Here is a 22,035-nt window from a genome sequence, read left to right on the forward strand (position 1 = left end):
ATGGAAGAATTGCTGCCGTATTACGAGCGCGAACTGTCATTTCTGCGGCGCTATTCGCGCGATTTCGCGGAGCGCTATCCGAAGATCGCGGCGCGTCTGGCGATGTCCGGCGAGCATTGCGAAGATCCGCACGTCGAGCGGATGATCGAATCGTTCGCATTGCTCGGCGCGCGCATCAACAAGAAGCTGGACGACGATTACCCCGAATTCACCGAAGCGCTGCTGGAAGTGCTGTATCCGCACTATCTGCGGCCATTTCCTTCATGCTCGATCGCGCAACTGGGCACGTCCGCGGCGCTGAGTCATCTGACCGAGCCCGTTACGATAGAGCGCGGCACTGAACTCAAATCGCGCCCCATACGCGGTGTGCAATGCCGCTTTCGTACCGCGTACGACGTCACGCTCGCGCCGGTTCGCATTTCCGAGGCAAAGTACACGTCAGTGGCGATGGCGCCGAGCGCGACGGTATTGCCCGGCAATGCAACCGCCATTGTGTCGATCACTTTCGAATCGACCGCTGCGCAACTCGATCTGTCCGCGTTGAAAGTCAGTACCTTGCGCGCGCATCTGCACGGCGAGCAGTCGTTCATTGCGGCGCTCGCGGATTGCCTGTTCGTCAATGCAATGGCCACGTATGTCGAAGCGGACCGGCGCGGCGTATGGACGCCATTGCGCACGTCGCCGCTCGCGCAAGCAGGCTTTGACGAAGACGACGCGCTAATCGACTATCCGGCCAAATCGCATCCGGCTTACCGGCTTCTCACCGAGTACTTTGCGTTCCCGGAAAAATTCAGTTTCGCCGACTTCGATCTCGCGGCAATGACGCGTGCGGCAGGCCGCTGCCAGCGTCTGACACTACACGTCGTGCTCAAGGAAGTACGCAGCGATTCGCATGTCGCGCGGCTTCTCGATGCGTTGTCCGCACATCACCTGCGGCTCTTTTGCACGCCGGTGGTCAATCTGTTCGAACAGCACGGCGAACCCATTCGCGTGAATCATCAGGCGATCTCCTATCCGGTGATCGCCGAAGCGCGCCGCGCATTCGCTTACGAAGTCTATTCGATCGATTCGGTGAAGCTCGTCAGGCAACAGGCGCATCAGGAATCGGTGACTGAATTCCGGCCATTTTATTCGCTGCATCACGGTGAAGCGGCCCGCGCCGGACACTACTGGTTCGCACGGCGCAACGATTGGGTCGCGCAAAAAAGCCCCGGCTATGAGACGGAAATCTCCATTGTCGATATCGACTTTGAACCGGCCGCGCCGCAAACCGACACGCTGAGTCTCGACCTGACGTGTACGAATCGCGATTTGCCCGCCGGTCTCGCGGTGGGTCTGGAAGGCGGCGATCTGTTTCTCGAAGGCGGCTCGCTGACCGGCAACATTGCGATGTTGCGCCGGCCCACGCCGACTGTGCGTTTCGAACGTGGGCGCGCGGCGCACTGGCGGCTCATTTCGCATCTCGCGCTGAATCACGTGTCGCTCGCGAATAGTGGTCTTTCCGCGTTGAAGGAAATGCTGGTGCTCTACGATTTGCGGCGCACGGCGGTATCGGCGCGGCATATCGACGGGCTCGTCGGAATCGAGCAGCGCGCAGCCGTGCAATGGCTGCCGGGCAAACCGTTCGCCACTTTCGTGCGCGGCATAGAGATTCGCCTGACGATCGACGAAGAACATTTTGTCGGCACGAGTCTCGCGTCGTTCGTGCGGGTGATCGACACATTCTTCGGGCTGTACGTGCATCTAAACAGCTTTGTGCAACTGGTCGTCGTGTCGAAGCGCACGGGCGAGGAGATCTTGCGATGCAAACCGCGCAGCGGCGAATCGATCCTGGCGTAGTCGAGCAGTTTCTCGACGAGCCGCACCGCTTTGAATTTTTTCAGGCGGTGCGTCTGCTCGAGAAGTGGTTCGCACAGCAATCGCCATCTACGGTCGGGCGTTCGGGCGACATCGTCGCGCAGCGCATTTCCTTTCGCAATTCGCTGTCCCTGTCGTTTCCGCCGAGCGAAATTCACGGCGCGCAATCCTACGACGACGAAGGCTTGCCGCTAAAAGAAAAAGCGCAGCGCACCACGGCGCTCGAGGCGGGCTCACTCGATAAAGTCGACATTACCCCCGCGTTTTTCGGTTTGCTCGGCGGGCAAGGTGCGTTGCCGCTGCATTACACCGAGCAGATCATCGCGCGAGAGCAGATCAAGCGAGACCGCGCCGCGCGCGAGTTCTTCGATGTATTTTCGAATCGCGCCACCGCGCTCTTTTATGCGGCGTGGAAGAAGTACCGTTTGCCGTTTCATTACGAACTGGATCGCGACGAGCGCTATTTGCCATTGCTGCTCGCGCTTGCGGGCGTGGCCGACAACGATACGCGCAGCAGCCTGCAAAGCGGCGACGGCGCGCTATTCGACGAAGCGATTGCCGGTTACGCATTGCCCGCGCGACACAGACCGGTGTCGGCAGCTTATTTACAACGCACGCTGTCGGACTACTTCAAGGTTCCTGTGCGCGTCGAACAGTTTGTCGGCAAATGGTACGACGTGCCGCGCGATCAATTGACGGTACTGGGCAGCGTCAACGCGACGCTCGGCGCCACTGCGCTGGCGGGCGAGCGCGTCTGGCAGCGCGACATGCGGGCGCGGCTCGTGATCGGCCCGCTTGGTAAAGCCGATTACGAAGCATTCCTGCCGGGGGCGGATCGCGCCGTTGCACTCGAACGCATGCTGACGCTGCTCGCCGGTATTACGCTGGAGTACGAAGTGTCGCTGGTACTGCGCCGCGAGGCGGTCGGACCGGCGCTGCTGAGCAACGGGGCGCGCCTCGGCTGGGACGCATTCCTCTGCACGCGCGATGCCGACCGCGATCGCGCGGATGCCCGCTACGAACTGCATGTGATTCACTGACCATAACGATAGAACCTGACCGGATCGCACGACATGAGCACGTCCCTCAACACCCTGATCGCGAAACTCAATCCGACCTGCCGGCAAGCAGCGTTGCTGGCGGCGAACAACTGTCTCGCGCGCGGTCATTACGAGGTCGACCTCGAGCATCTGCTGCTTGCGCTGCTCGACGAGCCGGCAAGCGATGTTGCGCTCGTTCTGCGTGCGAGCAGAATCGATTCGCATGCGTTGCGCGCGGACATCGAGCGCGAATTGCAGCGCCTGAAAAACGGCAATACGCGCACGCCGGTGTTCTCGAAGCACTTGATCGATCTGCTCGAGCAGGCGTGGTTGATCGCATCGCTCGATTCGCAGATTGGGCGCATCCGTTCCGGGCATTTGCTGCTTGCGTTGCTGAGTGCGCCCGATCTCGCGCAATTCGCGGAGCGCATGTCGCCGCTGCTGCGCGATGTGCCTGTGACCGAGTTGAAGCATAACTTCGACGAGTTGACCGCGGGCTCGCGCGAAGTCGAGCGCGCTAATGACGCGCAAAACACGGAACACAGTACGAGCGATATAGCGGGTTCCGAATCAGTGCCTGGCGCTCCGTCAAAAACGCCCGCACTCGATACGTACACCAGCAATCTCACGCAGCGCGCGCGTGAAGGCAAGATTGATCCGGTGATCGGACGCGAAGGCGAGATTCGCCAGACCATCGACATTCTGATGCGGCGCCGCCAGAACAATCCGATCATGACGGGCGAGGCGGGCGTCGGCAAGACGGCCGTGGTCGAAGGACTCGCGCTGCGCATTGCCGCCGACGACGTGCCCGCGCCGCTAAAAGGCGTCGCACTGCATGTGCTCGACATGGGCCTCTTGCAAGCGGGTGCGAGTGTGAAGGGCGAGTTCGAGAACCGCCTGAAGAACGTGATCGATGAAGTGAAGAAGAGCCCTCATCCGATCATTCTCTTCATCGACGAAGCGCACACGATCATCGGCGCGGGCGGCCAGGCCGGGCAGAACGATGCGGCCAATCTGCTGAAGCCCGCGTTGGCGCGTGGCGAATTGCGCACCATCGCGGCGACGACATGGAGCGAGTACAAGAAGTACTTCGAGAAAGACGCGGCGCTCGCGCGCCGCTTTCAGGTCGTGAAGGTCGAAGAGCCGAGCGAGGCGCTTGCCGCGGCGATGTTGCGCGGCATGGCGTCGCTAATGGAAAAGCACTTCAACGTGCGCGTGCTCGACGACGCGATCACGGAAGCGGTGCGCCTGTCGCATCGCTATATTAGCGGGCGGCAATTACCCGATAAGGCGATCAGCGTGCTCGACACCGCTTGCGCGAAAGTGGCGCTCGCGCATAGCTCGACACCGGCCGCAATCGACGATACGAAAAAGCGCCTGGAACGCATCGACGCGGAAATCGCCGCGCTCGAACGCGAGGTCGCGAGCGGGGCGCAGCACGACGAACGGCTCGCGCAATTGCGCGAACTGCGCGAAGAAGATCTGAAGCATCTCGCCGCCGACGAAGCGCGCTACGACAAGGAGCGTGCGCTGGTGACCGAGATCGTCGGCTTGCGTTCGGACATCGACGCGGCTCGCGTGAGCAGTGCGGACGCGGAGCAGGCGCAGAAAGCGGCGCAAGCGCGCGAAACGCTCGCGCTGCGCGTGGCCGAATTGCATGCATTGCAAGGTACTCAGCCGATGGTGCCGTTGCAGGTGGACGGACACGTCGTCGCCGAAATCGTTGCGTCGTGGACGGGCATTCCGCTGGGCCGCATGGTGAAGGATGAGATCCAGACGGTGCTGAATCTGCAGCCGCTCCTTGCCGCGCGCGTGATCGGTCAGGATCATGCGCTTGAAGCCATCGCGCAGCGAGTGCGCACGGCCAGCGCGAATCTCGAAGATCCGAATAAGCCGCGCGGTGTGTTCATGTTCGTCGGGCCTTCGGGTGTCGGCAAGACCGAAACGGCGCTCGCACTCGCCGATGTGCTGTACGGCGGCGAGCGCAAGATGGTGACGATCAACATGAGCGAGTATCAGGAAGCGCATAGCGTTTCGGGCCTGAAAGGCTCGCCGCCCGGTTACGTCGGTTATGGCGAGGGCGGCGTACTAACCGAAGCGGTGCGCCGCAATCCGTATTCGGTGGTGCTGCTCGATGAAGTCGAAAAGGCGCATCCCGATGTACTCGAAATGTTCTTCCAGGTATTCGATAAAGGCACGATGGACGACGCCGAAGGCCGCGAGATCGACTTCCGCAATACGCTCATCATTCTCACGTCGAATGTCGGTTCGCAAGCGGTCATGCAGGCTTGCCTGAATAAAAGTGCCGACGAGTTGCCCGACGCTGACGCACTCGCGGAAACCTTGCGTCCGCAACTGTATAAAGCGTTTAAGCCGGCGTTTCTCGGCCGCATGAAAGTAGTGCCGTACTATCCGATTTCCGACGACGTGCTCGCTGAAATCATCGAGTTGAAGCTGGAAAGAATTCGCCGCCGCATCGAATCGAATCACAAGGCGGTGTTCGAGTGGGACGAGTCGCTGATCGATGCGGTGCTCGCGCGCTGCACCGAAGTGGATTCGGGCGCGCGCAATGTCGACCATATTCTGAACGGCACGCTGCTGCCCGAAGTCGCGCAGCAGGTACTCGAGCGCATTGCCAACGGCGCGGCCATCGAGCGCATTTCGGTGCGTGCGACCGAGGCGGGCGAGTTCGACTACGCCGTCGTATAAGCGGTTTGATGAATGAAACTTGAAAGCTCCATGCCATGCCGATCGATCTGAATACGCTGCTTGCTCCAATCAGTGAAGCCGCGCCCTGTGGCGAAGATCTTCTGTTCTCCGCCGACTTCGATGCAATCCAGCACGCCCGGCGTTTCGAAGACCCGTCGCTCGACCAGGGCGAATGGGTCACCGAAATCAAGGAAGCCGACTGGCCGCTGGTGATCGAGCGCTCCAGTGCGTTACTGCAGACGCAAACGAAAGACTTGCGCCTTGCCGTGTGGCTCACCGAAGCGCTCGCGATTGAAGAAGGCGTGGGCGGTCTCACGCAAGGCTACACACTGCTCACGGCGCTGTGCGAGAAGTACTGGGACACCGTTCATCCGCTGCCGGAAGGCGACGACACCGAATATCGCCTTGGCAATGTCGTGTGGCTCGTCGGGCGAACCGGCGATCTGCTGCGTGCAATGCCGCTCACGTCGTCGCAAGGGAATGCGTACAGCACGATCGATTGGGACGTCGCCACGCATGTCGCGCAAGCGGTAAAGCGCGATCCCGATCATGCCGACGACATCGCGCGCGGCAAGCCGTCCATCGAGCAGATCGACGCGTCGAAACGTGCGACGCTGCCCGCGTTCTATTCGACGCTGCTGGCCGATCTCAAGGCATTCGAAACGGCGATGCTCGCGCTCGAACAGGAACTGGATCGTCGCGCTGCGGACTTTGCGCCAAGTTTCCGTCAGGCGAAAGACGCCTACGAAAGCGTCTATCGTCTCGCCGAACGCTTTGCGCGCGAACTCGGTGTGACCGCACAAGCGCAGCAGACGCCCGGTAGTGGATCGAGTGCTTCGGCGACTCATGAACACGCGCACGAACACGAACGCGCCGAGCCCACTTTCAAGACCTCACCGCAACGCGAGGAACCTGTGTTGACGACCACGCCGACCCACGCAGTCGCAGGAATCCAGAGCCGCGCGCAAGCCGTCGCGCAGTTGCGCGCGGTGGCCCGTTTCTTTCGCAGTACGGAGCCGCACAATCCGGCTGCGTACTTTGCCGAGAAGGCTGCGGAAGCGGCGGACATGCCGTTGCATCAATGGCTGTCGACGGTGGTGAAAGACGACGGTTCGCTCGCGCACATTCGCGAGTTGCTAGGTGTGAAGCCTGAAGAAAACAGCTAGACGTCCGCGTCGAAATTAAAAAGCCTGGCCTGGGTCGAGAGAACCCAGGCCAAGCTTTTTTCATGCTTCATGCGTGCCTTTGCAGCAAGCACGATGTGTTTAAGATCCGGCGCGGAACTCGATGCGCCGGTTGCGTGCGCGTCCATCGGCCGTATCGTTCGATGCAATCGGCTGATCGGGCCCGACACCGGTCGTGCTCATCTGTTGCGGCGGAATGCCCTTGGCGACGAGATAGCCCTTCACGGCATCGGCGCGTGCCTGACTCAGCGCGATATTCGACGTGCGATTACCCGAGTTGTCGGTGTGACCGATGATCGCGACTGTCTTCGTCGCCATCTTCAGCATTGCCGCCGCCATCTGATCGAGAATCGCGCGGCCTTGCGGCGTGAGCGTTGCACTGCAGGTTTCGAATTCGATCGTGCGATTCGCTAGCGTCTGATCGAGCAGGCCCTGTTCGGATGCACTGACGCGCAAGCCGTTCTTGATCGTGTACGTCGGATTCAGCGCATTCGCCATGTCGCTTGCGAGTTGCTGACGCTGGGACTCGTTGCGCACTTCGCCTTTCACGTCGATCTGCGTGCCGTCGATCTTCAACTGTCCTTTACTGATCTGCTTGAGTTGCGGACCAATCAGCTTTTGCACATTGGCGGACCAGTTCGGCGGCGTCGCGACGTCGGCGACTTCGATCTGATCCACTACGTTGGCCGCGCCATACGTGTCGCGCAAACGCGCGAGCACCGCGGCTTTGGTCGCCTCGTCCGGTACTTTTCCACCGACCACGACCTGGCCCGGCGCCGCGTTCGCGGGCGGAGGCGAAGCCGTGACCGCGCCGGTGCCGGCGCCGGTCGTGCCGCTTGCGAGGCCCGCCGTATTCACTGCGGGACCCGCACTGCCTGCCGTAGTGGACGAAGGCGAGGGCAGCGCCGTCGTGCGAATCGAAATGCCGCTGTTGTCGACCGGCGTGACGCGTGCGGGGCCGTCGTTGTCGGCGTGAGCGAGCGTGCTGAACAGGCCGCTAACCAGCAGGCTCGCGAGCAGCGCGCTGATCGCGGTGCGTGAATAAGTCATCGCGTCACGCTCCCGTGAAGGCTTCGCGGAACGTGTCGATGCTGACGCGCAAGGACAGTTGCGGTTGGTCGAGGTAACTGACGAGCTTGCTGATGCCATGATCGTTCTGTGCGTGTTCGTCGATCCACTCGGGGTCGTCGATATCGATGTTATGGGCTGCGTATGCTTGCGGATCGACCACACTGTGCAGCGTTTTCGCGGACGCACCGTTAAAGCCGATGATGAGCCGCTCGCGCTCCGCGATCGTGCCGATAAAAATCGCCAGTTCGAAATCCGCTTGCGCGACGAACGGCGCGATCAGTTCGAGCCAGAATGCGGCGACGAGGCTGCGATAGAACGGATCGTTCGGCAACGGCAGCGTGAGCCCGCGTTCGAGATGCGACGAACCGCTTTGCATCACCGGGCGCAGCAGCGAACCGAGCGCGAGCATCGCGCCGCGCAAGCGCACCGGATGCCCGCTTGCGAGCAGCATCTGTTCGAGTCCGGCGAGCGTCTGATGTTCGACGAAGTCGTTGAACGTGCCGTCATGCGGATTGCCCGGACCGCCGCCGATTTCGATCGGCACCTGCGTTTCGCCGAGCGCCTGCAATGCGCCGGCCGGCTCGCTCACGCCAAGCAAGGGCTTCATTTGCGCCGACACGCGCGACCACAAACGCGCGAACGCAAGCGGACTGTGCGCGAGGAACGTGAGCGGCTTTTCGACTTCGAGCGCGGTCGCGGCGAGAAACGGAAAGCGTCGCGACGACTGATCGTGACTCGCGACCATGTGCCCCGCAATCGCGAGCTTGCTGCGCGAACCGAGAAACGCGAAATGCATCGGCTTCGCGTTTTCGTAGACGATCTTCCAGCGTGGGTCGTCGGTGAGCAGTTCCATTGCTTCGGCGATCCAGCGATCGAGCGTCGCAAGCAACTGCGGGTTATGCGCGCTTTTCACGAAGTCGCCGCGCGACGGAATCTTGCCGAAGTACGCGATTTGCGCCTGCACGGTCTGCGTCATTGCGCACCTCCTGTGTTCGAAACCGCGGTCGTCGCCGGTCGCGCCGCTGTTGCCGCCGGCGTTGCGCTCGCGGCCGTGGCCGTGACCGAATTCGCCGCCGCGCTGACGTCGGCCACCGACGAAGGCAACCGCAAGCCGCGCAGGCTCTGCTGCTGCGGCGCGTCGCTGCTGCCGCCCGATGCTTGCGACGTGCTGATGATGCGCATGCTGACCGCCACCGTGATGTTGCCTTGCGTCCACGACAGGTCGAAGGTGCCGTCAGGCCGGCGCTTGCGCTGCGCCGAATTGATCAGCTTCTCGAGACCGTAGCGGCCCGGCTCGTTGACGAGCTGCAGCGTGCGGCCGTCGAAAGTCGTGGCATTCAACGTCGCGCCTGGCGAGCCCGACGGATTCGGCCACACGAAGTTGGTCCATTGCGGCGGCGTGTTGCGATAGCGCATCTGCTGACCGTCGATCGCGAGCGTGTACTCGGTCGTGCCGCTGCTCGGTTGCGGCAGGATCTGGAACACGGTCTGCGGTTCTGCGGAGCCCTGGCCTGCCGACGCGCCCGCTGCGCCACCGGCGAGCGGCGCGACCCAGCGCGCGAATCCGCTGGTGAAGTCAGGCGTGAGCGCGAGGCCCATGTCGCCCCACGTGCGGGCAGTGAGCGTGTCGCCGCGGCGCACTGCAAGCGGTCCGAGCGTGGTGCCGACGAACTTCGCAATCGAGCCGTCCGGTCCGAACACCTGCGCGATTTCACCGGCCCCCGCTTCGACTTTCGCATCGCCGGCAAAGGGATATTTGTTGGCGAGCGAGTTCTGGAACGTCTGGTACACCTGCGCGTTCCACACCTTGTTGACTTCGACGCTGGCCGGCTGGATCACGACCGCATATGCGGCCATCAGCGGACGCACGAGCAGCGGACGCAGGGCTTTGCGTTGCGAATCGGTGAGGCCCGTCAGCATCTGCTCATCGACGTACTTCAGCGAATCGGCAAGTTCGGAGCCGCTGCCGTCGAGCGTCTGCTGCATGAGCTGACGCGCGCCCGGTCCAGGATCGCCCTGATTCTTGATCACGTTAAAGCGCGTACGGACTTTCGACAGCGTGTCCATATAGCCCTTCAGCATCGAGCCGTTATCGCCGGTCTGAACCATGCGGCCGAGCGCGGAGAACTCCTGGCCAATCGGTCCCATCGGCATTTCGACCGGATTGCCGTTGATGTCGATGTTCGCGTTCAACTGACCCGTCGGCGCGCGCGAGAACCATTGCCTGAACCAGCTCGTCACGCCGCTTTGCGCGCGCTTCAGGTTTGCATTGAAGAGCGACGGGTTATCCCACGAGGTCTGGTCATACGCGGTTTCGAGTACTTTGCGAATCGGCGAATCTTGCGGATCGCCGAGACGGTTCATGGCATCCACTGCCTGACCGAAGCTGCCGAAGCTCTGCACCGCAATGCCTTGCATGAACTTCTGCCAGTGCATTGCATAGTCGGTCTTGTACATCGTGACCAGTGCTTTCTGTATCTGTTCGGGACTGCCTTCGAGCGTCAGGTCGTCGTGCGCGGAGGTATTGAGCACCCAGTCCTTTGCTTGCAGTTCTTTTGTTGCGGCCTCGCGGATCGCGGGCTGCACATACTGGAACCACGCTTCGCGCGTGAACGTGCCGGGAATCGCATAGCTGCCCGCCACCAGCGCCGTGTTGTTTTCTCCGACGATGCGCGCGATCGTCATCGGCGCGAAGCGGGTCGACGCGCGTGCCTTGATCTCTTCATAAACACGCTGACGCGCCGGCATGCCGCGCACGACACGGCGCAGGTTCTCACGCGTTTGATCGACGAGGCCGAGGTTCTGGTCGATCATCGGCCAGTCGTCGTCGGATACGCGCGCCAGGTAGAAAGTAATCATGCGCTCGGCGCTGCGGATCATCTCGTCGCGAGGCATGTTGCCGCGATTCGTTTCGAGCCAGCCGCGCCAGAAGCGCGCCACCTGATCCGTCAGATGCGCCGTTTCCACATGACGCTTGTCGCTTAGCATCAGATACGTCTTGAGCGCGTTGTACGCGTCTTCCACATTGGTCGGCGATGCGTCGCTGTAGAGTCCGCCCTGGCTATTCGCCGCCATTGCGTTGTGCGCGGAGACCGGAATCGCGGCCGCATCCGGCGTGCGATTGAGCGGCGTGAGCTGATCGGGATGCGCGTTGACGTCCTTCAGGAACGACGCGAGGTTTTGCGAAACCGGATCGAGCAGGATCTGGCGCACGCCGTTGTAGTACTCGGTGAGAAGACGCTGCTCCAGACGATCGCCCTGATAAAGACCGAACGACACAGCGAGCGGCTTATCGCGGCGGAACTGTTCGAGCTGGTCGATGCGGTCTTCGAGAACATCCATGGCCTGCAGGCGCGATTGCAGATCGTTGCGGTTCTGCTGCAAACGCACGACGTTGTCCAGATCGGCTTTGACGTTCTCCGCGAGTTGCTGATTGTTAATGGTCGACCACGTCCAGCCGCCCAACGCGAGCGCGAGGACCGCGACAAAGCCGAAGAAGGTCGCGTAACGCATACGCGTCTTCGCGGGACTGGCGAATTGCCTGACCGTTTGCCGGTCGGCGAAGATAACTTTGGAAAACAGATCGCGCAGGAAGAAGCCGTTCTTCGAAAACGCGCTGTGCGGTTTCGGCATGCTGTCCGCGCTCAAACCGAAGCGGTTCGCGATGCGCGTGGCCGCGGCGCTATTGGTTTCGCCTTCCTGCAATGCGCTCGTGAAATAGAAGCCGCGGAAAATCGGCTTGTACTGGAACGGGTTCGTTTCAAACAGCGTGGCGAGAAATGCGCGGAGTGCGGGCTTGATCGTCGAGAACTCGAGCGGGAAACTCAGTTGACCTGGCGAGAGCTTATTGCCGCGATTGATCGACATCTGCGCGACGCTGATTTCTTTCAGGCCGTCGTAGAGCTCCTCGAAATGTTCATCGAAAAGGCCGACCACGTCGCGCTTCTCGTCCGGCTCGTAGGGCAGGGTGGCGCCCCATACGCGGTCGTATTCGTGACGCTCGCTGCCGCTGAAGAACTCGGTGAAGCCGGTAATCAGATCGGCCTTCGTGAACATCACGTAGACGGGCGCAAAGACTTCCAGCTTCTCGGTCAATTCCTGCACGCGCTGGCGCAGGTTCTTCGCGAGATTGATCGCAAACTCGGGCTTGCTGCTGGTGAGTTCCGCGATGCTCGCGGTCACGATGATGCCGTTGATCGGCGCTTTGGGCCTGAAGCGCTTAAGCAGGCCGAGAAAGCCGAGCCATTCGGTGCGGTCTTCCTCATGCACCGAATAGCGGCCTGCTGTGTCGAGCAGAATGCCTTCCGTCGTGAAGAACCAGTCGCAATTGCGCGTGCCGCCAATGCCGTGAATCACCGCGCTGTTCTTGTCGGCGAAGGGGAATTGCAAGCCCGAATTCAGCACGGCGCTGCTCTTGCCCGCTGCGGGGTTGCCGATCACGATGTACCACGGCAACTCATACAACGCGGAGCCGCCCGACACCTGGCCGATCTTCGAGGTCTTGATCGTCTTCACTGCATCGACGAGGCGTGTGCGCAGCACGTCGAGTTCCGCCTGACGCGCCGGCGTAGGCGCGGGTCCGGCTTCGACGCTTTGTTTTTCAGCCTGCTGCTCGAGCATTTCGCCGAGTTTGTTATTCGCGCGACGCGCGCGCAGGCGGCGCACCGCCCATACCAGCAGCCATAACGCGACGACCGCGCCGAGCGCGATGGCCGGCCACATCAGGTCGATCTGCAAGGTATCGGCGCCGACGAACAACACAGCAGCGAGCGCGAGCAGGCCGATGATCGAGAGCGTGCGTGGATGGGTCAACACGTTGAGAAAGCGTCGCATAAGCCGTTCAGGTCTTGGTGATATGTGTTGTGGCGCGTGCTGTGGCAAACGGCATCACGCGCGTGCGGCGTTTGAAAATGGAGCGAAAGAAATCGAAAGCCGATTCACGCGGAACGGTAAAACGGCCGAATTGTTAAATCCGCGATTGCCGGCGCTGCAAAAGCGGGCGGACGAATGCGACGCTGTATGCCGGATTGCGGTTGGTATTGCCGCTTTTTGCCAGAAATATTGATTGAACGCCCCATTTTCCAACCTCTTGTGCCGCCGCGCTTAATGACCCCGCCCGAGAACGAAGCCGGGTTTGTGATATTCAACGTGCCCGAGATCCATCATTTTCCAGCGGCCGCCCCATGTCAGGCCGACCTGCTCGGCTGTTTGTCCATATAACTGATAGCCTCGCATGGCCCAGGGATCTTTTTCTGAAATGACGAGCTTGCCGTCGCGCAGAAACGCATTGTCCGCCGCGAGGCCGTATTGGTGATAGCTTTGAAACGCAGCGGCATTGGTGACATTGCTCCCAATTTGCGCGAGCCGGTTTTGCCGCTCCGGACTGCGATAACCTTCCAGCAGGGCCATTTCGTAGCCGTACTGCTCGTGCATGATTTTGTAGACGAGCAATAGACGGGTTCGGAAATCCGCATCGAGCAAATTCCAGTCGCGGCTTGCGTCTTTTAGCGCTGGCCGGATCTGCTCGACTTCCCGCGTGGCGAATACCTCCGGCGGCAGCGGCGGCGGGGGCACGAGCTGTTCGCCGTTCAATAATGCGGCAATTTTCTCGTCCGGCACCCGCGCGGTTTCGTCGAATTGGAATAACTGACGACCCCGTAATCCCAATGCCACCAATGGCGGCGTCGCAAGAATACCTGTGGTGGTAAAAATCAGCAAGCGCCGGCGCGCCAGTAATTTTTTCATATCCACTACGGTAGATTGCGAAATTCTTGCCGAGCGTGCTAATTGACCGCGCGCATGCGATGCACGGCGCGATGCCCCGCGCATAACCCGGCCGTGAATTGTCTGCGCGGCGCCTAATAAAGAAGCGCGCACCGCCGGCAAAAGCAGCATTGCGGCGATGAGCACTGCGACGGCGAAATAGGCAAGAAGTACTACGGCAATCAATGGAGACCCCGGAAATTGGAAACAATTGTATTTTGTAATGCTTGCTCTTAGAATCAGGCCTGCTCGGAGAGGAGCCGGAGCGGTATTATCACGGCGAAATAATCCAGGATTCAATGAGACAGTGAATGAGTGCGCCGGAAAATTCAAATTCCAAAGCCCCGCCAAGCCTGTTATCCGATAAGGCTAAAGGCGCCGACGGCAATGGTTCGCGAATTCTCGCGAATCTGGAAGGCCGCGTCGCGCCGCCTGCCGATAAACCACGCCGGTCCCGAACGCCGCTTGCGCTTGTCGCATTGCTCGTGATAGCGGCGGGCGGTTGGGGCGCGTGGCACATGCAGCAACGCGGGCAAAACGAGTCACTGGCTGCGGCCGCGCCGGCGAGCGCGGTGAACATCGGCAAGGCGGCGGTGCCGGCATCGGCGGTGAACGGCGCGGTGCAGGTCGCCGCGAATGCGCAAGCGCCGGCGCCTGCTTCGTCGCAAGCCGCGACGATCATCGCCGATGACAGTGACAGTAAAGCGGCAACTGCGTCGTCTGCATCGGCGGGCGCCGCGGAAAGCCGTTTGTCGCGCGCGTTGGCCGATGGTGCGGAGCCGAGCGGCGCTTCCGTGCCGGTTGCTTCAGTCGCTTCGGTTGCTTCCGGCGCTTCGGCCTCGTCGGCGCACGTTGCATCGACGGCGAAGCACGACAAGAGTCCGGCAATCGCGAGCAAGAGCAAGCATGAGGCCGGCACGCACGGCAAGAAGGAAAGTGCCACGGCAAGTGCGAGCAGTCATCGTTCGAGTACGACGACTGCCGCCGCGCAATCGAAGAAAGCAAAGCCGGACGCAGCGTCGAAAGATGATTCGGACGCCGATCTATTGGCCGCGCTCGTCGCACGCACGAAGCCCGCCGATAGCAAGACAAGCACCGGCAATCCGGCGACGAAGGTCGCAACCTCGGCAGCGCCCGGCAATGCGAAGCTCGCCGAGCGCGTCAAAGAATGTGGGCAGCGAGGCTTTTTCCAGGACCAGTTGTGCCGCTGGCGTGTGTGCGATGGTCATTGGGGCAAAGACCCCGCATGCCCCGGCTCGACGCCGCAAGCGCGTCAGCCCTGACGTTCGCCGCGCGGGCGGTTTACTCGAAAGACGGATCGTGAGGCTCGTGTTGTTTGCGAGCCTCGTCGACGCACACGTTTGACGCATGTTTGATTTGGCCGCCGTTGCGTTTATGATGACTCTCCTTAGTCGCACACCGATGCGATAGAACAGGAGACATCAATGAAGCGGTTTCTCGTGGCATTGAGCTATGTAGCAAGCGTCGTGACTGCTCTCGCAATCGCGGCCTGCGGCGGCGACAATCTGAACGCAACCAATCCCCCGAAAGTCATTATCGACAGCGACTACAACACGCTGAGCGACGACGGCCAGCTTGGCGTCATGGCCGCGCAATTGCAGGCGCAGGGATCGTTGAAAGTACTCGGCATTACGGTCGTGTCGGGCAATCAATGGTTGAAGCAGGGCGTTGCCGATGCATTGAAATCCGTCGAACGGCTCGGCGTCGAAAAGCAGATCGGCGTCTATGCCGGTGCGAACTATGCGTTGTCGCACGATTTCGCCACGATCCAGGCTGAAATGGCCCAATTCCCCGGTGGCGACGGTTATCTCGGCGCGTGGGGAACACCCGAGCCCAAGTCCGATAGCGATCTCGTCGCGCCGCCTGACGGCTTCGCAACGCATACGAAAGTGCAAAGCAAAAGCGCGGTGGATTTCATCGTCGACTCGGTGAAGCAGAATCCCGGCGAGGTGACGATTCTTGCGATCGGACCGTTGACGAACATCGCGCTTGCCGCGCGTCGGCATCCCGAGATCGTGCCGTTGATCAAGCAGATCATTTATATGGGCGGCGCGATCGACGTGCCGGGCAATACGACGCCGACCGCCGAGTTCAACTGGTGGTTCGATCCGCAAGCCGCGAAAGAGGTGTTGCGTCTGCCGATCAAGCAGGTTGTCGTTCCGCTCGATGTGACCGACACAGTGAAAATGGATAAAGCGCTCTATGATCGAATCGCGCATGACCCGTCGAAGCAGACCATCATTACCCAGTTGTTCAAGACGTTGAACGGTTATGGCTTCGACGGCAAGAACGGTTTCGAGACGAACCCGAACTACACCACGAACATCTGGGACACGCTGACTCTCGGCTATTTGATGCATCCTTCGTTCGCGACGCAAACGGTCGACGAGTGGGTCGATGTCGATATGAGCTTCGGCGCGAATGATGGAAAAGCGACCGGCTATACGAGTTCGCCGCCGGCTGGTCTGCAGAAGATGACGATCATCAAGCGCTTCGACAATCAGAACTTCTTCAATTTCTATGTGGACTTGCTGACGCGGCCAGTGCCGGTGCCGGGCTGATCGATTGATTGATTGATTGATGCGTTGAACGTGCTGCGAGCCTGCATCGAATCCGCTTCAGGCGGGATGCAGGCCGCGCAACAACTGGCGCACGCGCGAGAGATCCTGATCGACGTGCTCGGTCTTTTCGAACAGCTCCGCAAGCCAGTCGACGAAAGCACGCACGCGCGGCGACACACGTCGATTCTTCAGATAAGCGACCGAAACCGGCATCGGCACGGGTTTCCATTGCGGCAGTACTTCGCGCAATTGTCCTGAGTCGAGGTACGGTTGCGCGGCAATTCGCGCGGGTTGAATGAGCCCGTGGCCTTGCAGTCCGCAGGTGAGATACGCCTGCTCGTCGCTCACTTTGATAAAGCCGTTCACCTTGACGCTTTGCGCTTCGCCGTCGACTTCGAAATCGAACGCCACTTCGCGGCCGCTATTTGGCGACATGCAATTGACAGCCACATGTCCGCGCAAATCGTCGAGGTCGGTGGGCGTGCCGTAACGCGCGAGATAGTCCGGACTCGCGCAGGTCACATGTTCGAGCGTGCCGAGTTGTCGCGCGACGAGATTCGAATCGGGCAGTTCACCGAGTTGAATGCTGCAATCGATTCCTTCGGCAACCAGATCGACGGTGCGGTTGCTGACGCCGATGGCGAGATCGAGATTCGGATAGCGCGCGTGGAAGTCGTCGAGAGCGGGCAGCACGATTGCGCTCGCCACCGAGCCCGGCATTTCGATGCGCAGGCGGCCTGTGAGGTTATCGGTGGCGTGACGGATGCTGGCTTCCATCTCGTCGATGTCCGCGAGAATTTGCGCGCAACGTTCGTAGTAGGCGGCGCCTTCGGGCGTCACGCTGATGCGCCGAGTGGTGCGTGCGAGCAGTTGCGTGCCGAGTAGGGCTTCCAGGTTCTGGACAATGGTGGTCGCCGTCGCGCGCGGAATGTTCAGGGATTCCGCTGCGCGGGTGAAGCTGTTGGTGTCCACGATTCTTAGGAAGGTGCGCATTGCTGTTATTCGGTCTAGCATTTGGGCCTCTCGGTGTTGGGTTTTTTGCCTGCGGCGGGGCTTTTTTTGGTTGGGTTTTTTCGGCTTTTGTTTTTGGCCTTTTCTTGAATTCGTTGTGGTCTATTTGCGTTGCCCCTGTGCGGGGCGGCACCTACTTTCTTTGCCGCCGCAAAGAAAGTAGGCAAAGAAAGCGGGCTCACACCGCCAGCTTATAAGTGGGTCCCTCGTTCGGAGAACGGAGTGGTGCGTTTAACATCCGTGCCCTCGCGCATTCGGCACTCGTGACAAGGCAGTCATGCTTCCCGCCTCGCACTACGTGCTCGCCGGAAAGGTTGGCTTACACCATCCGCTCGCGTTTTCGCGCGGCGGGGGCCGTCGACTGCGCCTCGGCGTGGCGCTGTTGGGGCGATCGCGTTGCGTGGCAGGGCTCTTAATGGCTGCATCCAATCGTGCTGCATTCAATCGCGCATTTGAATGAGCACCCTCGATGAAAGCGAGGAGGGCGCAACGCGCTAATGGCTCGCAATCCCAGACACCACCGACCACCCGACGGGTTGGGGAACGACCGCACGGCGCGCGAAGCGCCGCCGGAAGAATGACTGCTTTGTCACGAGCGCGGAATGTGCGAGAACACGGATGTCAAACGCACCACTACCCGCTCCGAACCGAGGGACCCACTTATAAGCTAGCGGTGTGAGCCCGCTTTCTTTGCCTACTTTCTTTGCGGCGGCAAAGAAAGTAGGTGCCGCCCCGCACAGGGGCAACGCAAATAGACCACTATGAATTCAAGGAAAGGCCAAGGGCTCACCCAAAAAAGCCCCCAGCCGCACGGCAAAAAAAACCAAAATCACTTCCGCATGGAATCCAGATCAATAACAAACCGATACTTCACATCACTCTTCAACATCCGCTCATAAGCATCATTAATCTTCTGCATCGGAATAATTTCGACATCCGAAGTAATCCCATGCTCGCCGCAAAAATCCAGCATCTCCTGCGTCTCGGCAATCCCGCCGATCAGCGAACCGGCCAGCCGGCGGCGCTTGAAAATCAGGTTGAACACTTGCGGCGACGGATGATCGTGCTCGGGCGCGCCCACCAGCGTCATCGTTCCATCACGCTTCAGCAGGTTCAAAAACGGATTCAGGTCGTGCGGCGCAGCCACCGTATTCACGATCAGATCGAAACTGTTCGCATGCGCTTCCAGTTCTTCCGCGTTCTTCGAGATCACCACCTCGTGTGCGCCAAGCCGCTTGGCGTCCTCGATCTTCGACGGCGATGTCGTGAACAGCACCACATGTGCGCCCATTGCGCGCGCCAGCTTCACGCCCATGTGGCCGAGGCCGCCCAGGCCGACAATGCCGACCTTCTTGCCAGGACCCGCGCCCCACGTGCGCAGCGGCGAATACGTGGTGATGCCCGCGCACAGCAACGGAGCGACGCCGGCAGGGTCGAGGTTTTGCGGCACACGCAGCGTGAATTCCTCGTCGACGACGAGTTGCGTCGAATAACCGCCGTAGGTCACTTGCCCGTCGACGCGGTCCACGCCGTTATACGTGCCGACGAAGCCGTTCTCGCAGTACTGCTCGAGGCCTTCCGCGCAGCTCGCGCAGGTCCGGCACGAATCGACGAGGCAGCCGACGCCCACCAGATCGCCCGCCTTGTACTTTGTCACGTCCGGGCCCACCGCGGTCACACGGCCGACGATTTCATGACCCGGCACCACCGGATACATCGTGTTCTTCCATTCGTTGCGAGCCTGATGCAGGTCGGAATGGCACACGCCGCAAAACAGCACTTCCATTTGCACATCATGAGCGCGCAGTTCGCGGCGCTGGATTTCGAACGGGGCGAGCGGCGCGCTGGCGTCGGTCGCGGCATAGGCATAAGTCGTGCTCATGGGTAGTTCTCCAGCAAAAGATGGGTGATGTCAGAAGGCGCCGGCAATGGGCAATCGGCGACGGGCGACGGTAATGGCAATCGGCAACGGACAACGCATGTCGCGCATGCGCCTAACCGCACGGTTCGGGTCGCGGCGCGTGATGAAAGCGCGAATGAAGGTCGTCCAACAAACGTCGCGCAGCAAAGCTCATCCGACAGGGTTCCCATAGTAGAAGCCGACGGCGAGCCAGTGAATACCTGAATGTCTTGAAGATTTGCCTAAAACTCCTGGGGCGAAGCGCGCCAGGCAGTTTGATGCTAAATTTCAAGCACTATTCTCTTGTACGTCACTATTTCGTCATGTCGCCGAGCCTCTCGCAACCGTCGTTGTCTTCCGCCGAATTTCCACTCGCGCACGCCGCTCATGCTGCGCAGCAACGTCTGATCGAAGTGTTCGACGCACTCGCGCCCAAGCCGGGCATGACGCGCTCGAGTCTTGAAGGCGTCAATCTGATGCGCGCGAATAGTCCGTTGCCGCGCATGCCGGTGATGTACGAGCCGAGCATTGTGATCGTATGCCAGGGGCGCAAGCGCGGCTATCTCGGCGACCAGGTGTTCCAGTACGACGCGCAGCAGTACCTCGTGCTGTCCGTGCCGCTGCCGTTCGAATGCGAGACTGAGGCGACCCCGGACGAGCCGTTCCTCGGCATTTCCATTCGAGTCGATCTGACGATGGTTGCCGAGTTGCTGATGGCGCTCAACGAAACGCAGGGCGCGGCGCGAAATGAACCCCTCGGCATTTACTCGACGCCGCTCGATCCGGCATTGAGCAACGCGGTGCAGCGTCTGCTGGACGCATTGGTGTCGCCGCTCGACGCGCGCATTCTCGCGCCGGGCATCGTGCGCGAAATCTGCTATCGCGTGTTGACCGGCGAGCAGGGCGATGCAATTCGCGCGGCGCTCACGCATCAGAATCATTTTGGACGCGTTGCCAAGGCGCTGCGCCGCATTCACGCCGACTATCACGGCGCGCTCGACGTCGATACGCTCGCCGCCGAAGCCGGCATGAGCCTCGCGGTTTTTCACGCGCAATTCAAGGCCGTCACGGCGACCTCGCCGATGCAATACGTGAAGACCACGCGTTTGCATCACGCGCGTTTGCTGATGGTGCAGGATGGTTTAAACGCGGGCGCCGCGGCCGCAAGAGTCGGTTATGAAAGCGCGTCGCAATTCAGCCGCGAATTCAAGCGTCTTTTCGGCCTGAGTCCCGTCGACGAAGTAAAGCGCATGCGCGCAATTTACGACTCGCCGCCGCCGCGCATCGTGAAGCCCGTTGCGCGTTATGTGACGGCGGTGTAGAGAAAGCGCTTCGCGTTCATCAACCACCGCTAATTTTCGCATCCGCCTGATTGGCGTAATGCGAGCGCTTTTCGTCGTACATCTGCAGATCGGCGCGTTGCACGCCGGCTTCAAGACGGTCGCCGCGTTGGCACGTCGCCATGCCCATCGAAAAGCTGAGCGGCGAACCCGGATAGAACTGGTTGTTCATTTCGACGAGTTTGCCGACCGCATCGATCATCGCCGCGCCGCCGCGCTCGTCGGTGCCCGGCATCAGAATCGCGAATTCGTCGCCGCCGATGCGCGCCGCCTGAAACGGCGGCTCCATCGCTTTGGCCAGCACTTCGCCCGCACGGCGCAGCAGCGCATCGCCGGCGGCGTGGCCGAGCTGATCGTTCACGCGCTTCAGCCCATTCAGATCGGCGATGATGATCGTGACAGGCCACGGCCCCTTGCGTTCGAGCCGATTCAATTCGTCGACATAGAACGAGCGGTTGCGCAGCTTCGTCAGCACGTCGTGCTTGCCGAGAAACTCCAGGTACGCCTCCGCCTTCTTGCGGGCGGTGATGTCGGTCAATGCGACCAGCACCAGGTCCCAGTTGTTCTCATGCCCCGGCAGCACCGAAAATTGCAGGTGCACGTGCACCTCGTTGCCGTCGAGCGAATAGTTGAGTACCTCGCGCTGCTGGAACAGTTTGCCTTCCCACAGATCGAGCAACTGCTCGCGGAAATGCGGACGCATGTCGTCGCGGAACACATCGGGCAGATGCGCGAGCAGCGTTTTTTTATCGGGTGCGGCGAACATCTCGAGCGTGTGCTGGTTCACGTCGAGTACGTGAATCTCCTGCATGCAGCGCTCGACGAACTCAGGGTGCACGTCGGTGAACACGCGAAAATCGCTAATGCCTGCCGCGCGCGCCTGATCGAGCAGTTGCTTGACCGCGCTGAAGTCTTCGACCCATAGCGACACCGGAGAATGTTCGAAGAGACCGCGCGCGTATTCCTCGGCGAGCGTCATACGATGCCGCGCGCTTTCCAGTTCGGTGATGTCTTCCACCGACACCAGCACGCGGTCCCAGCGTTCCTCGTGGCCCGGCAGAATAGAGCCTTTGAGCAGCACATCGAGTCGCCGTCCAGCGAGCGTGTAGTTGACCGTCTGGCTCGTGAAATGCGATTGCCCGGCCCACAACTGGCAGAGCTCCTCGAGATGCGTCTTGAGCATGTCGTCGCGGAACACAGCGGCGAGATTGCCGTTGAGCGTGTCGAAGTCCGCGGCCTCGAACTGCGTCAGCGTCTTCTGATTGACCTTCACCACGCGAATGCTGCGCGCGCATTCGGCGACCTGTTCGGGCGCTTTGGCGAAGTACGCGCGCAGATCGCTCACGCCCTCGGCGCGCCAGGTATCGAACAGATCGCGCACGCCGCTAAAGTCCTCGACCCACAGCGAGACGGGCGCGAGATCGAACATTTTCGAATCGTCGTTAGCGGGCTTGGTAACGCCTGGCGAAATATCCAGCATGAGAGTCTCGTCGCGGAAAGTGCGGCTATTCTACGGCTGGTTGCGCATCGGTCTAAAAAACAACCAGCTTTCCAGTGTCAGCACTTTCGACAGGTGCA

Annotated in this window: 14 protein-coding genes; 7 read left to right on the forward strand and 7 right to left on the reverse strand. The window is 60.9% G+C overall.

Annotated elements, in window-relative coordinates:
• From tssF to tssA, 4 genes are read left to right on the forward strand one after another with little or no spacing between them, the layout of a single operon-like run.
• A complete protein-coding gene (tssF, locus tag P0D87_RS18735) occupies positions 1 to 1,839 on the forward strand; it encodes a type VI secretion system baseplate subunit TssF (RefSeq protein WP_053860267.1) in 1,839 nt (612 codons plus the stop codon).
• Positions 1,803 to 2,897 (forward strand): type VI secretion system baseplate subunit TssG, encoded by a 1,095-nt coding sequence (tssG, locus tag P0D87_RS18740; protein WP_006052920.1) that lies wholly within the window; start codon positions 1,803 to 1,805, stop codon positions 2,895 to 2,897. Before tssF ends, tssG begins: the two co-directional genes overlap by 37 nt.
• A gap of 33 nt (positions 2,898 to 2,930) precedes the next feature.
• The gene (gene tssH / locus P0D87_RS18745) at positions 2,931 to 5,606 is read left to right on the forward strand and encodes a type VI secretion system ATPase TssH (RefSeq protein WP_053860268.1); all 2,676 of its coding nucleotides are present in this window, start codon (positions 2,931 to 2,933) and stop codon (positions 5,604 to 5,606) included.
• 35 nt (positions 5,607 to 5,641) lie between these two features.
• On the forward strand, positions 5,642 to 6,772 hold the full coding sequence (gene tssA, locus P0D87_RS18750) for a type VI secretion system protein TssA (protein WP_053860269.1): 1,131 nt from the start codon (positions 5,642 to 5,644) through the stop codon (positions 6,770 to 6,772).
• A gap of 99 nt (positions 6,773 to 6,871) precedes the next feature.
• Here tssA and P0D87_RS18755 read toward each other — a convergent pair whose 3' ends face one another.
• The 4 genes from P0D87_RS18755 to P0D87_RS18770 form a co-directional block, all read right to left on the reverse strand.
• Positions 6,872 to 7,840, reverse strand: coding sequence for an OmpA family protein (locus P0D87_RS18755; RefSeq protein WP_408636989.1), 969 nt, complete (start codon positions 7,838 to 7,840; stop codon positions 6,872 to 6,874).
• 4 nt (positions 7,841 to 7,844) lie between these two features.
• Complete coding sequence (tagF, locus tag P0D87_RS18760; RefSeq protein WP_006052916.1) at positions 7,845 to 8,837, reverse strand: type VI secretion system-associated protein TagF; 993 nt, start codon at positions 8,835 to 8,837, stop codon at positions 7,845 to 7,847.
• A complete protein-coding gene (gene tssM / locus P0D87_RS18765; protein WP_053860270.1) occupies positions 8,834 to 12,694 on the reverse strand; it encodes a type VI secretion system membrane subunit TssM in 3,861 nt (1,286 codons plus the stop codon). The genes tagF and tssM overlap by 4 nt, the downstream gene beginning before the upstream one ends.
• A gap of 270 nt (positions 12,695 to 12,964) precedes the next feature.
• Positions 12,965 to 13,810: a M15 family metallopeptidase gene (locus P0D87_RS18770; RefSeq protein ID WP_044022024.1), complete on the reverse strand. Its 846-nt coding sequence runs from the start codon at positions 13,808 to 13,810 to the stop codon at positions 12,965 to 12,967.
• A 125-nt stretch (positions 13,811 to 13,935) separates the two neighbouring features.
• Between P0D87_RS18770 and P0D87_RS18775 the strand changes: the two genes are divergently transcribed.
• Together P0D87_RS18775 and P0D87_RS18780 are read left to right on the forward strand one after the other, a co-directional pair.
• Positions 13,936 to 14,907, forward strand: a complete 972-nt coding sequence (locus P0D87_RS18775) for a hypothetical protein (protein WP_053860271.1) — start codon at positions 13,936 to 13,938, stop codon at positions 14,905 to 14,907.
• A 162-nt stretch (positions 14,908 to 15,069) separates the two neighbouring features.
• A complete protein-coding gene (locus tag P0D87_RS18780) occupies positions 15,070 to 16,206 on the forward strand; it encodes a nucleoside hydrolase (RefSeq protein WP_006052912.1) in 1,137 nt (378 codons plus the stop codon).
• A 57-nt stretch (positions 16,207 to 16,263) separates the two neighbouring features.
• On the opposite strand, the gene P0D87_RS18785 is transcribed toward P0D87_RS18780, so the two are convergent.
• Complete coding sequence (locus tag P0D87_RS18785) at positions 16,264 to 17,220, reverse strand: LysR family transcriptional regulator (RefSeq protein ID WP_006052911.1); 957 nt, start codon at positions 17,218 to 17,220, stop codon at positions 16,264 to 16,266.
• Between the two features lie 826 nt (positions 17,221 to 18,046).
• Positions 18,047 to 19,099, reverse strand: coding sequence for an NAD(P)-dependent alcohol dehydrogenase (locus P0D87_RS18790; protein WP_006052910.1), 1,053 nt, complete (start codon positions 19,097 to 19,099; stop codon positions 18,047 to 18,049).
• 341 nt (positions 19,100 to 19,440) lie between these two features.
• On the opposite strand from P0D87_RS18790, the gene P0D87_RS18795 reads away from it, so the two are divergent.
• Positions 19,441 to 20,439, forward strand: coding sequence for an AraC family transcriptional regulator (locus tag P0D87_RS18795; RefSeq protein ID WP_044022026.1), 999 nt, complete (start codon positions 19,441 to 19,443; stop codon positions 20,437 to 20,439).
• A 19-nt stretch (positions 20,440 to 20,458) separates the two neighbouring features.
• On the opposite strand, the gene P0D87_RS18800 is transcribed toward P0D87_RS18795, so the two are convergent.
• On the reverse strand, positions 20,459 to 21,937 hold the full coding sequence (locus P0D87_RS18800; RefSeq protein WP_053860272.1) for a sensor domain-containing diguanylate cyclase: 1,479 nt from the start codon (positions 21,935 to 21,937) through the stop codon (positions 20,459 to 20,461).
• Positions 21,938 to 22,035: the final 98 nt, after the last annotated feature.

Origin of the sequence: Paraburkholderia sp. RL17-368-BIF-A (assembly GCF_046054045.1) — a bacterium.
Classification (GTDB): domain Bacteria; phylum Pseudomonadota; class Gammaproteobacteria; order Burkholderiales; family Burkholderiaceae; genus Paraburkholderia; species Paraburkholderia graminis.

What these genes read in the sequence shown, in the direction of transcription:
- tssF (WP_053860267.1), top strand. Translation starts at nt 1, where the DNA reads ATGGAAGAATTGCTGCCGTATTACGAGCGCGAACTGTCATTTCTGCGG.
- tssG (WP_006052920.1), top strand. Translation starts at nt 1,803, where the DNA reads ATGCAAACCGCGCAGCGGCGAATCGATCCTGGCGTAGTCGAGCAGTTT.
- tssH (WP_053860268.1), top strand. Translation starts at nt 2,931, where the DNA reads ATGAGCACGTCCCTCAACACCCTGATCGCGAAACTCAATCCGACCTGC.
- tssA (WP_053860269.1), top strand. Translation starts at nt 5,642, where the DNA reads ATGCCGATCGATCTGAATACGCTGCTTGCTCCAATCAGTGAAGCCGCG.
- P0D87_RS18755 (WP_408636989.1), bottom strand. Translation starts at nt 7,840, where the DNA reads ATGACTTATTCACGCACCGCGATCAGCGCGCTGCTCGCGAGCCTGCTG.
- tagF (WP_006052916.1), bottom strand. Translation starts at nt 8,837, where the DNA reads ATGACGCAGACCGTGCAGGCGCAAATCGCGTACTTCGGCAAGATTCCG.
- tssM (WP_053860270.1), bottom strand. Translation starts at nt 12,694, where the DNA reads ATGCGACGCTTTCTCAACGTGTTGACCCATCCACGCACGCTCTCGATC.
- P0D87_RS18775 (WP_053860271.1), top strand. Translation starts at nt 13,936, where the DNA reads ATGAGTGCGCCGGAAAATTCAAATTCCAAAGCCCCGCCAAGCCTGTTA.
- P0D87_RS18780 (WP_006052912.1), top strand. Translation starts at nt 15,070, where the DNA reads ATGAAGCGGTTTCTCGTGGCATTGAGCTATGTAGCAAGCGTCGTGACT.
- P0D87_RS18785 (WP_006052911.1), bottom strand. Translation starts at nt 17,220, where the DNA reads ATGCTAGACCGAATAACAGCAATGCGCACCTTCCTAAGAATCGTGGAC.
- P0D87_RS18790 (WP_006052910.1), bottom strand. Translation starts at nt 19,099, where the DNA reads ATGAGCACGACTTATGCCTATGCCGCGACCGACGCCAGCGCGCCGCTC.
- P0D87_RS18795 (WP_044022026.1), top strand. Translation starts at nt 19,441, where the DNA reads ATGTCGCCGAGCCTCTCGCAACCGTCGTTGTCTTCCGCCGAATTTCCA.
- P0D87_RS18800 (WP_053860272.1), bottom strand. Translation starts at nt 21,937, where the DNA reads ATGCTGGATATTTCGCCAGGCGTTACCAAGCCCGCTAACGACGATTCG.